This window comes from Klebsiella sp. 1SOBk5mer (assembly GCF_046603115.1).
GTDB classification, from domain to species: domain Bacteria; phylum Pseudomonadota; class Gammaproteobacteria; order Enterobacterales; family Enterobacteriaceae; genus Klebsiella; species Klebsiella quasipneumoniae.
Genome location: NZ_JBKIUU010000004.1, coordinates 1 through 12139, shown reverse-complemented (window position 1 = coordinate 12139; position 12139 = coordinate 1). Strand labels below are relative to the sequence as shown.

At 58.6% G+C, this 12139-nt stretch carries 10 protein-coding genes; 4 read left to right on the top strand and 6 right to left on the bottom strand.

Features of this window, described 5'->3' with window-relative positions:
* The 6 genes from ACLH1U_RS11040 to ACLH1U_RS11015 form a co-directional block, all read right to left on the bottom strand.
* Entirely contained in the window at positions 1–711 is a 711-nt protein-coding gene (locus ACLH1U_RS11040; RefSeq protein WP_023288549.1) for a fimbria/pilus periplasmic chaperone, read from the bottom strand.
* The gene (gene ecpD / locus ACLH1U_RS11035) at positions 680–2323 is read right to left on the bottom strand and encodes a fimbrial adhesin EcpD (protein ID WP_194859298.1); all 1644 of its coding nucleotides are present in this window, start codon (positions 2321–2323) and stop codon (positions 680–682) included. Before ecpD ends, ACLH1U_RS11040 begins: the two co-directional genes overlap by 32 nt.
* Positions 2313–4838: a fimbrial biogenesis outer membrane usher protein gene (locus ACLH1U_RS11030; protein ID WP_023288547.1), complete on the bottom strand. Its 2526-nt coding sequence runs from the start codon at positions 4836–4838 to the stop codon at positions 2313–2315. The genes ecpD and ACLH1U_RS11030 overlap by 11 nt, the downstream gene beginning before the upstream one ends.
* A 25-nt stretch (positions 4839–4863) precedes the next feature.
* On the bottom strand, positions 4864–5532 hold the full coding sequence (locus tag ACLH1U_RS11025) for a hypothetical protein (protein WP_032453210.1): 669 nt from the start codon (positions 5530–5532) through the stop codon (positions 4864–4866).
* A gap of 58 nt (positions 5533–5590) precedes the next feature.
* A complete protein-coding gene (gene ecpA / locus ACLH1U_RS11020) occupies positions 5591–6178 on the bottom strand; it encodes a common pilus major fimbrillin subunit EcpA (RefSeq protein ID WP_023288545.1) in 588 nt (195 codons plus the stop codon).
* A gap of 73 nt (positions 6179–6251) precedes the next feature.
* Positions 6252–6794: an ECP biosynthesis operon DNA-binding transcriptional regulator EcpR gene (locus ACLH1U_RS11015; protein ID WP_023288544.1), complete on the bottom strand. Its 543-nt coding sequence runs from the start codon at positions 6792–6794 to the stop codon at positions 6252–6254.
* Between the two features lie 842 nt (positions 6795–7636).
* Here ACLH1U_RS11015 and phnC point away from each other — a divergent pair.
* From phnC to phnE (ACLH1U_RS10995), 4 genes are all read left to right on the top strand, one after another.
* Positions 7637–8479, top strand: a complete 843-nt coding sequence (gene phnC, locus ACLH1U_RS11010) for a phosphonate ABC transporter ATP-binding protein (protein ID WP_049013819.1) — start codon at positions 7637–7639, stop codon at positions 8477–8479.
* A 22-nt stretch (positions 8480–8501) separates the two neighbouring features.
* Positions 8502–9440, top strand: a complete 939-nt coding sequence (phnD, locus tag ACLH1U_RS11005; protein WP_032428601.1) for a phosphonate ABC transporter substrate-binding protein — start codon at positions 8502–8504, stop codon at positions 9438–9440.
* 66 nt (positions 9441–9506) lie between these two features.
* The gene (phnE, locus tag ACLH1U_RS11000; protein ID WP_032453208.1) at positions 9507–10379 is read left to right on the top strand and encodes a phosphonate ABC transporter, permease protein PhnE; all 873 of its coding nucleotides are present in this window, start codon (positions 9507–9509) and stop codon (positions 10377–10379) included.
* Entirely contained in the window at positions 10376–11260 is an 885-nt protein-coding gene (gene phnE / locus ACLH1U_RS10995; RefSeq protein WP_086076573.1) for a phosphonate ABC transporter, permease protein PhnE, read from the top strand. Before phnE (ACLH1U_RS11000) ends, phnE (ACLH1U_RS10995) begins: the two co-directional genes overlap by 4 nt.
* Positions 11261–12139 lie beyond the last annotated feature (879 nt).

Here is a 12139-nt window from a genome sequence, read left to right as displayed (position 1 = left end):
TCACTCCGCGGGGCGGGGCTTCAGCGGGCAGGTATCGCTGATCTTAATAAATTTGTCGTTATAGACCAGATAGTGGTTCCCCGGCTGGCGCAGCGCCGGCTGGCGAACCACGTCCCCGGGACGCAGATACCACGCGTCCCCCTCCTCTTCGGTCGAATCGCATCCTGGCTTAATCAGCAGCTTAAACCAGGTATTGCCGGTGTTGCTCACCGTCCCGGCCACTTTATCGAAAGACCATTTAAACTGCACCTCGCGCGGGCGCACCACCAGAATGGTATCCATCACCACCACCGGCTCCATGCTGACCTCGCCGCCGGTCGGGCTGCGCCTCGTCAGGTTGCGGGTGGGGATTTCGCGAAACGAGACCCGATAATAGCGCTCGCGGTTGTCCCGCGGGCCATGATAGTAAAATTTGAAGTATTCGCTCTCCCCGGCCTGCAGCGCCAGCTGACGGGGGGCGAACAGCAGCTCGCCATCCACCGGCCGGGAGCGCACTTCGCTGCCGCCCGGGCGATCGATGGCGCTGACGGCGATGCGGTACAGCCGCGCGCTTTTATTGTTGTTGACCACCCGTTTGCTGGCGAAATCCGCTTCAGCCGGCAGGGAAAAGGTCAGGTTGCCGACCGAGATAGCCTGCGCCAGCGGAGCCACCAGCAGGCAGCCCACCGTCAGCAGGGCCTTAGTTAATGTTGCGCCACGTCGCCTGGACATGAATCTCTCCTGAAGCGCTGACTTCGCCAAACCAGCCGTTATCGTCTACCGTCCGCAGCGAAATGGCGTTATCCATCGGAATCGAGAATTTCACCGTGGTCTTATCCATCTGCCCCACTTCGCCGGAGATATCGGTCCACGGCGTGGTCAGCCACAGCGCATCGGTCATATCCCGCCAGCTGTCATCGCACCCGGCGTCGTAGGTCTGCGTCGCGCCGCTGCGGGTGATAAAAGAGAGCGTCGCCGGGAACGGCACTTTCGCCGTACCGTCATCGGAGCTAAAGAGACAGTAGGAGCGCCCGCCAATCACCTGCGCCGGTCCGGTCACTTTGATCAGCACTTCATCGGCGGCCGTTTTACCGCTGGTGGTGACGATGTAGCCGAAATCGAGCGCCGGTTCGCCGCTGCCGACATACCCCTCCCGCGACGGCGCCGAGGTATATTCGTCGGAGATAATGCTGATGCTGAAATCACGAGGCTTGATAATCAGCGTATTGGAGGTGGAAAACTCATACCAGCCTGACTCCGGCGAGGTGGTGTTCTGGAAGCGAAAGTTGAACAGATCCTTGGTATTGATATCGCTGATCCCGAGATTCACCATCTGCTTAAAAAAGTTGCTGGAGAAGAACACATAGATCGCGTCTGAGCTCTTCATCTCGTTGAAGGTGTAGTAATAGGCGGTATTGCTCACCGGCTTCCATGAGCTGCCGTTGAGGCTGAACTGCATATCGTACGCCCCGACGGCCGAGGCCAGCGACGAGTTGGCGATCGCCGGGAAAATATGGATCGAGGTGTTGCTTAACCCATTGGTCTGCAAGGTATAGTTGACCATCTTACAGCTTAATCCTGAGCGGCTGCCGATGGTCTGCGTCCGGCAGTCGGCGTTCCCTTCCCCGAGGGTCGGCACGCCATCGCTGTTGATAAACACCTCCGCCAGCGAGTGGGTGTTTATCAACCGCAGGCTCGCGGCTTTGGTGTGGGTGACGTTGCGCACATACCAGTTGCCGGAGGCCTGATCCTTACAGCGCGCGCCGCTGCTGGCGTCGTAGTTCACCGAGGTCTGGCAGGCATTGATGGTCATCGTGAAGCTGCCGCCGACCGGCATCTGCTGCAGATACTGATAGAAGGCGTCCGACATCATACCGTGCATCCACTTCGCGCCGCCGCTGGTCACCGTCGCGCCATAGAACCCGCTGGCGTCGGTGGTTTGCGGCAGGATCAGGCTGGTGGCCATATCGCACCCGGCGTACCAGTTGATGCAGCGCAGGCCGGTTAAGGGGTGCGAAACCGGCGAGTTTTCCAGCCACATATCAAACTTCCAGTTGGCATTGAGCCCGGTGTTGTAGCCGTTATCGATATAGCCGAGACTCTGCTGATAGATGGTCCCGGAGCCGGTGTATTTTAAGCCGGTCCAGCGGTTGGCGCCGGTCATGCGCGGATCCAGCGCCCCGCCGGGGGTGACGAAAAAGTTGTCGTCGGCGTTGTTTTCCACAAACACAAACTCGCGCGCCGGCGCATCCGACCAGGTGGTCTTCGACACCGCCGCCCTGAGCGCGGCCGCCGGCCAGAGCAGCGCGAGGATCGCCAGGGCGATTAAAGGGTTAACTTTCATTCTCTTCTCCTGTCTGCTGCGCCGCCGCCCACGACGAGAGGCCGCTGCAAACCACATCCCCCACCCAGACGGCGCCGCGCGCCTGGCTGAGCTCCAGCGCCACTTCGCAGGTTTTATTGCCGCCGTAGCTGAAATCGATCGTGGGGTATTTCTTATCCACATCCATGACGAACTCGCCGTTTTCATCGGTGCGGGTACGGCCGATATGGTTGTTAATCCGCGCATTCGCCAGCAGCGTGCCGTCTTCCGCCCGAATACGACCGGAGACGGTGACCATCTGCTTCACCTCAGGCTCAATCACCGCCACGTTGCCGGGATAGAGGGTCAGATGACTCTTACGCCCGCTGACGATGTCGTAACTGTCGAGCGAGTTTTTGCTGTTTTGCAGCTCCACCTCATAGCGGCCATAGGGAGAGAGCGGCAGATAGTTACGCTTGCCGCTGAGCGGGAAGATTCGCCCGTTGACCCTGGCGCTGATCTGACCGTCATCCTCCAGCCCGGTGTTGAAGATCACCCCGGCGTTACCGTCGGTTCGTCCGCTGGCGGCGATGTTTTTGCCCTGCCAGCCGACGCTGCCGCTGGCGGTGAGGTTGGTGTTGACGTAGCCGTCCGCCGCGCTGTTGACGTTCAGCGTGCCGCTGGCGTAGCGGGCGTCGAACTGGGCATACGCCCCGCCGCTGAGGGTTTTGTCATCCCCGGTATCGCCGGAGATGGCCCGCGACAGATTGGCGCCGATGGTGCGAATGGTGCCTTCATCAAACTGCTTGCGCGCTGAGAGGTTAGCCATGGTGTAGCCGTTCTGATGGGTCATCCCGGCGCTGAACCAGTTGCCCAGCGGCAGCGACAGATCGAGGGCGATATACTTCCCGGTGTTGGCGCTGCTGTCGCCATTGTTATAGCGCTGGATCCCTGCCCGCAGGCCGAGCGATCCAAAGGCGCCGCTGTAGACCGTCTGATAGTAATCCGCGGTGTAGTAATGACTGTTGTAGCGACGGTCATCGTTGTAGCTGACGCTGAACGTCCCCAGCTTCGACCACAGCGCGTTGAGGTTGAGGGTGCCGCCGATCGCCCGGTTGTCGGCATCGCTGCGCCGCAACTGATCGCCAATGCGGGTTCTCTCCTGGTTGACCCACACTGAACTAAAGCCCCCCGGCAGCGTGGCGCTGATGCTGCCGACGCTGCTCCACGAGCTGTCGCTGGCCAGCATATTTTGCAGGTTAACGTTGATCGACTCGCCCAGCGGCAGCGTCAGGCGGGTTTCTCCCACCGCCTGGTTGTCGTAGCCATAGCCCGTTGCCGCCCAGCTCAGGGTGCTGAGCGACCCGGAGGCCGAGAGGCCCGCCAGCCAGCTCTCTTTCGCCGGCCGGGTCTTTTTCCCGCTCTCCGACCAGCGATCCATATGAAAACTGCCGCCCCACACCTGCCACGCCAGCGGCGCGCCGGCGCCGCGTCCCCGGCTGAACAGCTTATTGACCCGCTGGGTGCGTTTGCTGACCACCCGCCCGTTGACGATCACCTCCACCTCCACGTCGTAAATACCGTACGGCAGGCCGCGGGTATCCACTTCATGGTTCCCCATGGCGAAGTTCTGGACGCTCAGCAACCGGCCGTCACGAGTGAGATGCACCTCGCCCGCCGCCGGCAGAAAGGCGATCACCGGCGTGGCGGACTGGCTGTTGTCGAAGACGGTGGAGCTGGCCTGGTTCCCCCAGGAAAGTCCGTAAATCTTGCCCGCCGAAATAGCGGTCATCGGCCCCAGGGACTGCAGGTTCCAGGTGTCAAGCATCCCGCCGGCAAAGCGGTGGCCGGCGAAATCGCGTTCATACATGGCCTTATATAATTCACTGTCCTGCTGACCGCTGCCGATCCCGTACAGCGAGCCGTCGAGCACCACATGATGCTCACGCAGCGCCGTGACGTTGTTCAGCGACAGATAGCTGGAGGTGTTGCTCCCGCCATTGCGCATCTGGTTGTTATAGACGCCGAGGTTATAGCTCAGATTGCTGCTAAGGGCGTTGACGCTCGACTGGCCGATGTCTTCGCTGCGCGAGCGCAGCACGGTGCCCAGCGCCTCGCGCTTGACCACCAGCTGCAGCAGCAGCTGGCGCAGGCTGAGATCCAGCTGCGCGCTGTCGGTCAGCGTGATGGTGAGCGCCTCGCTGAACGGGGCGTTGGCGAGGCCAGTCAGCTGCTGGCGGGTCTGTTCGCTGACGCTGGCGTTACCCTCATTGTCCTCCAGCCGGATCTGCCGAACGCGCAGCTGGCCGCCGTCCAGCCAGATAAAGGCGCTGCCGATCCGCTGATCGTCCCGGGTGTCCTGGCTGCCGGCAAGATGAATATAGAGAGGAACGCTCATGCCGTCCTGCAGCGCCTGGCTGAAGGCCTGCGGAATAATCACCCCGCCAATCTGCTGCGCCCCTGGGGCAGCCGCGCTGGCGTCGGGCTGAACGAACAAAAAAAACATGCCGAAGGCAAGCCGTGTTTTCAGTCCTGGGGAAATCCGTTGAAGAGGCATCGTCGTTATCCATCTGCACAGCTGTCTATTTCACGGGAACAAACTGCTCACCCTGCCAAAGCGCAACCCGTCCTTTTTTATCCGCCGTGTCCACGCGCGTAAAACGGCGTGATTTACCCGGCATCAGGTAGTAGTTCTCTTTACACTCCTTACCCTCGTCGGCCTTCAGGCAAGGGCCGTAGGCGAGGATCCGCAGCGTCGCGTTCCCGGTGTTGGTCAGGGAGCCGTTGGCGTACTGAAAGCGGTAGTTCACCTGCCGGGGCGCCACCACCAGGATGGTGCCGATGCGGGCGGAAGCGGTGGCCACCGCGCTGCGGGTGGCGTTATCGCGCTGGGCATCGCTGAGCGCCTGGTCGAACCAGACAATGCGGTAGTAGCGCTCTTTGTCATCCGCCGGGCCTTTGTAGAAGAAGCGGATCACATCGCTGGCCTGGGCGGGTAACAGCAGGCTGGCGGGAGTGAGCAGCACCTCATCCGGTTTATCCATCGGGATAACCTGTCCGTCATCCAGCGGGGAAGAGAGCCGTTCGAGATGGATATTGATCAGCCGGCCGCTGTCGGTGCTGTTCTTGATCGTTTTGCTCAGCGTGCTGCTGCCGCTGTTCATAAAAGATGAGATATCGCCGACATCCAGCGCCTGCGCCGGCGATACTCCGGCAAGCAGCAGCCCGAGGGCCAGAAGGTGCTTTTTCATAACAATTCCGTCCGTGAAAAAAGCAGGGGGAGCCCCCCCTGCTGGTGCATCAGAAGGATCAGCTGGTCCAGGTGGCGTCGAACTGGACGCTAACGTCGCCGCTCCAGATCCCTTCCGGCAGGGTGCTGTAATCGGTCACGGCGGTGGTGCCGTCAGTGGTGCCGCTGATGATAGAGAAGGTGAAACCATCCTGCGCGGTGGTGCGACCGCTGGCGTTGTAGCCATTAGCCAGCGCGCTGAGGTTGCCGCCCAGAATGTTGTTGGCGGTATCGATCATCACGGTATCACCGGTTTTTTCCACCGCTGCGCCGTTATAATCCACGCCCACGCTCAGCGTGGAGCCGGAGGTATCCAGCTGGGTTAAGGTGTTGGTGATAAGACGCGAGGTCAGCTTAAAGGCGGTCGCCGTTGCGTCACCCTCAATTGCCACGTCAAACAGACCTTTCTGTGAGTTAAAACCTTTCACGCCTTCGGCATACTGGAACGCCAGGCTGCCGAGCGGGGTGACGACCAGTTTGCTGGTGGTGTCTTTTTTGGCGGTCGCAGACCAGGTCGCTACAGCCTGAGCCGTTACGTCAGCAGCCTGCGCCACACCCATACCGGTAAACGCCGTTACCAGAGCTATTGCCAGAACCTTTTTTTTCATCGCTTTTTCTTCCTGAGTTGAATTAAGGACATGATGTCCCGGTGAACCATTCAAAAATTAACTTGCCTGGGTGTTACTGAACTAACTTATATATTTTGGAATACAGCTTGGCCTCAGCATTGCGCCGATGGGTATACACTGTCTTCACGCTACAATTTTCAATTCTGGCGATCGATTTCGGCTGCATGCCCTGGGCGGTCATGCGGATAATTTTCATTTCCCGGTCTGTAATTTTATCTTTCTTAATATCTTTACGGAGAAACCTGCCATTAATCACATAGGCCAGCTCTTTTCGAATATCGCGACTCAGGCCAACATATACCACGCCGCGAATATCGCTATTGTAATACCAGTAATTCGCTAAGGCCTCTGACTTTCTGGCCGCAATTAATACGACCTGTTTCCCCTTTACCGCGGATAGCCATTCGCTGTCGCGCCTGATAAATTCGTTTAACGAAGCCGTATTGAGATTGATAAACACGAAATCTCTTCTGATTTTCTCTAGCGACAGATAAATTAATTCGTCGATATCAACAATCAGTTCGGATAATCCTTTATAGAAGTAGGAGTCATGGGCAGACCAAATATACTTATCGGAACAGCTTTTATATTCCATATAGTTTTTAACCTCATAGTCCTTGAAGTAATCATTTTTACAACGTCACTGCTTGCCAGGCCTATAAAGTTAACTGGCGTATTCCATTCCTTTAATAAATCGCCATTAAATAAGACACGCATCACCTATCAATATTGGATAAGCGGGGTTAAACTATAATTATTTTCTGCTTGGCGTTGAATTTAAGTTTTTTCCTATAGAGTGTCAACATGCGGAAAGGCAATGAATTTCGCGCCCAGGTCAATATTTACAAAAACTGAAAATATCGTTTTTTTGAGGGAAGAAAAAAGACATTTATTTTCATAAGGTTATTGGCAATATTACTGTCGATTCTTAGCTGAATTTTATATTACCCAGGATCTTCACCCTATTATGTTAGGAATATTCTTAATGGAGGGCAGAATGAAGTTGTCGAATAAACCAAATTTATTAAAAAATAAAGAATATAAATCCAAAAAGAAGCAACAACCAGGATGATTCACCAACGCATAAGACTCATGAATAGATTAACCTGCCGCACAAAATAGTTATGTATATGTTAATACCTGGGGAATGTTGAATGCTAAACAAAGGCAGACGCATTATCTATTCGATATAACAGTTCTCATCAGCAAGATTAAGCGAAGATTGACGAGGGTTCCTGCCGTCAAGGGGCACCTGTCTCCGCGCCCCCGAAAGCATAGCCGCTTTTCGGCGCTTCGCCAGCGCGCCACGCGCGCGCGGGTGGACCGCTCACCGCCGCCCTTTCCCGCCTGTTCACGGTTTGTTCGCAATACCGTCATCGAAATTTCACATAAAGACCTATTAATAGTGGCCAGTTAATGACGAACCTGGACACTCTTATGAACAGCTCTCTTGCCGCGGTGGCCGAAACTGATTTCCAGCCGTTCACCGATCTCAATGCCGGCCGGCAGCGGAAGGTCTTAAGCGTGCGTAACCTGAGTAAAGCCTACGAGGCTCAGCACAAGGTGCTGGACAGCATCAGCTTTGATCTGCACGCCGGTGAAATGGTCGGGGTTATTGGTCGCTCCGGCGCCGGTAAATCGACGCTCCTGCATGTTCTCAATGGCACCCACAGCGCCAGCGGCGGCGAAATTCTTAGCTACCCGGAAGTCGGTACCCCGCACGATGTCTCCCGGCTGAAAGGCCGCGCGCTCAACGCCTGGCGCAGCCACTGCGGGATGATCTTTCAGGACTTCTGCCTGGTGCCGCGCCTCGACGTGCTCACCAACGTTCTGCTGGGCCGCCTCAGCCAGACTTCAACCCTGAAATCGCTGTTTAAAATTTTTCCAGCAGCCGACCGGGCGCGCGCCATTGCGCTGCTTGAATGGATGAACATGCTGCCGCACGCGCTGCAGCGGGCGGAGAACCTCTCCGGCGGGCAGATGCAGCGGGTGGCGATCTGCCGGGCGCTGATGCAAAACCCCGGGATCTTGCTGGCCGACGAGCCTGTCGCCTCGCTGGATCCGAAAAACACTCAGCGCATCATGGATGTGCTGCGCGAGATTAGCGAGCAGGGCATCAGCGTGATGGTCAACCTGCATTCGGTGGAGCTGGTCAGGACCTACTGCACCCGGGTTATCGGCGTCGCCAGCGGACAGCTTATTTTTGACGATCACCCCGCCCGGCTGACGCAGGATGTACTGCAGCAGCTGTACGGCGATGACGTTAGCCAATTGCATTAATTTCACTCACACGGGCAACATAATGAAAAAATATATGACTGGCGCAGTTCGTTTATCCGCAATGGTCGCGGGCATGATGATGGCATGGCAGGCAGCGGCGGCGCAGCCGAAAGAGCTGAATCTGGGCATTCTCGGCGGCCAGAACGCCACCCAGCAAATCGGCGATAACCAGTGCGTGAAGACCTTCCTCGATAAAGAGCTGAACGTGGATACCAAACTGCGTAACTCTTCCGACTATTCCGGGGTGATTCAGGGTCTGCTGGGGGGTAAAGTCGACGTGGTGCTGAGCATGTCCCCCTCCTCTTACGCCTCGGTTTATCTCAATAACCCGAAAGCGGTGGATATCGTCGGCATCGCCGTGGACGACAAAGATCAGTCTCGCGGCTATCACTCGGTGGTGATTGTCAAAGCCGACTCCCCGTATAAAACGCTGGACGATTTAAAAGGCAAAGCCTTTGGCTTCGCCGACCCGGATTCCACTTCCGGGTATCTGATCCCTAACCATGCGTTTAAAGAAAAATTTGGCGGCAACGCCGACAACAAATACAACAACACCTTCTCCAGCGTCACCTTCTCCGGTGGCCACGAGCAGGACATCCTCGGCGTGCTGAATGGCCAGTTCGCGGGGGCGGTGACCTGGGCCTCGATGGTTGGCGATTACAACACCGGCTACACCACCGGCGCGTTCAACCGCCTGATTCGCATGGATCATCCGGATCTGATGAAGCAGATCCGCATTATCTGGCAATCGCCGCTGATCCCGAACGGCCCGATCCTGGTGAGCAATGCGCTGCCGGCGGACTTTAAGGCGAAGGTCGTGGCGGCGGTGAAAAAACTGGATACCGAGGATCACGCCTGCTTTATCAAAGCGATGGGCGGTACGCAGCACATCGGCCCGGGCAGCGTGGCTGATTTCCAGCAGATTATCGATATGAAACGCGAGCTGGTGAGCGCGCGTTAATCCTGCCTCAACGCCGCCGGCTTGCCCCGAGGTGAGCGGCGGCGCTACGTTGAAGATCCCCGACGCATGAAGACGACCCACATCGAATTTGAACGCTATTACCAGCAGATACGCTCGCGGCAAAAACGCGATGCCGTCTGCTGGTCCCTGCTGTTGCTGGCGCTCTATTTTGCCGCCGGCAGCGCCGCGGAATTTAATCTGCTGACTATCTGGCACTCGCTGCCCCACTTCCTGGACTATATGGCAGAGACTATTCCGCCCCTGAGCGCCGGCAACCTGTTCGCCGACGTGCAGACCAAAGGGTCGCTGGCCTGGTGGGGCTATCGCCTGCCGATCCAGCTGCCGCTGATCTGGGAAACCCTGCAGCTGGCGCTGGCCTCAACCCTGGTGGCGGTCGCCATTGCCACGGTTTTCGCGTTTCTCGCCGCCAATAACGCCTGGTCCCCGGCGCCGGTGCGCTTTGCCATTCGCGTGCTGGTGGCGTTTTTGCGCACCATGCCCGAGCTAGCGTGGGCGGTGATCTTTGTGATGGCGTTCGGCATCGGCGCGATCCCGGGCTTTCTGGCGCTCATGCTGCATACCGTCGGCAGTCTGACCAAACTGTTCTACGAGGCGGTGGAAAGCGCGCAAAACAAACCGGTACGCGGCCTGGCGGCCTGCGGCGCATCGCCGCTGCAGAAAATTCGCTTCGCCCTGTGGCCGCAGGTGAAACCGCTGTTTCTCTCCTACGGCTTTATGCGGCTTGAAATCAACTTCCGCTCGTCGACCATTCTCGGGCTGGTGGGCGCGGGCGGCATCGGCCAGGAGCTGATGACCAACATCAAGCTCGACCGTTACGATCAGGTGAGCATCACCCTGTTGCTGATCATTCTGGTGGTGTCGGCGCTGGACATGCTGTCCGGTCGTCTGCGCCTGTGGGTACTGGAGGGTAAGAAATGAGCGTCTGGCACATGCAACCGGATATCGCCGCCAGCCGTCGGCAGCATAAACAGCTCTATCAGGTCCAGGGGCGCTACCTGCGCTACGTCGGGCTGGTGGCGCTGGCCTGCGTGCTCTATTACGTCTGGTTTTTTCTGCAGTTCGGCATCAGCGGCGAACAGCTGACCACCGGCCTGCAGCAGATTGGCCGCTATCTGGCGCGGATGTTCGTCTGGCACGACTTCTGGAACTGGCCGTTTGGCTATTACTTCACGCAAATCGGCATTACCCTGGCTATCGTCTTCGCCGGGACGCTCACCGCCACGGTGCTGGCGCTGCTGCTCTCCTTCTTCGCCGCCCGCAACATCATGCGCGGCATGGTGCTGGGGACCCTCGCCCTGCTGATGCGCCGCCTGTTTGATGTGCTGCGCGGGATCGACATGGCTATCTGGGGGCTGATTTTCGTGCGCGCGGTAGGCCTCGGGCCGCTGGCCGGGGTGCTGGCGATCATCATGCAGGACACCGGTCTGCTGGGACGGTTGTACGCGGAAGGACACGAAGCCGTGGACCGCTCCCCCGGGCGCGGGCTGACCGCCGTGGGCGCGAACGGCCTGCAAAAGCATCGTTTTGGTATTTTTACCCAGTCGTTCCCGACCTTCCTCGCGCTGAGCCTGTACCAGATTGAATCCAACACCCGCTCCGCGGCGGTGCTGGGCTTCGTCGGCGCCGGCGGTATCGGGCTTATCTATGCCGAGAATATGCGCCTGTGGAACTGGGATGTGGTGATGTTTATCACGCTGCTGCTGGTGGCGGTGGTGATGATCATGGACACCCTCTCCGCCTGGCTGCGCCGTCGCTATATCGGCGGCGCCGTAGTGCCGCTGTATCAGGAGGAACGCTAGCGCGCCTTTGTGCCGGGTGGCGGCTGCGCCTTACCCGGCCTACGTTCTTACGACCTGTCGTTAATTTATTCATCATTGTTGCTGAAACTGCCGGTGCTGACGGCCTCAAAATCGCTGAGACGTTCCCGGAAGGCCGGGGCAGCCCGCATGGATGCGGGCTGAGGGCCGTGTTTTGCACGGACGCTGCCTCGGCCCGACCCGAAGCCTGCAGGGATAAGTCGAAGGCACCACGCAGTGGCGATTTTGCTGGCCGGAGCCCGGGGGTACAGGGGGCGGCGGCGACTGGCCGCCCCCTGTGCGCTCCCTGCGCCATAAGGGACATAACGCAGAAGACGAACCGGGAGCGCAAACTACGCTGAAGCCACAGATAACATAAACAACCACACGGCAATGCTTCCCCTCTCCAGGAAACAGTCCGGCTGGCGTTCAGGCCCGTGCAAGCGCAGCGCCGCCGGGCGAGACGCCAGGCGCAGTACCCGTGATGTTGCCGGGTGGCGGCCGCGCCTTACCCGGCCTACAAGTTCCTCTCACAGGCTCACACCCCGTAGGCCCGTGCAAGCGCAGCGCCGCCGGGCAATGACCGCCGGCACGAAGCCGCCTTTATGCCGGATGGCGGCTCACGCCTTATCCGGCCTACAACGACTGAACCCGCAGAAACATTTATCCGCTCCGCTATTCCAGCCGCCAGCTCAGTCTGTAGGCCCGCGCAAGCGCAGCGCCGCCGGGCAACGACCGCCGGCACGAAGCCGCCTTTATGCCGGATGGCGACTCACGCCTTATCCGGCCTACAACGACTGAACCCGCAGAAACATTTATCCGCTCCGCTATTCCAGCCGCCAGCTCAGTCTGTAGGCCCGCGCAAGCGCAGCGCCGCCGGGC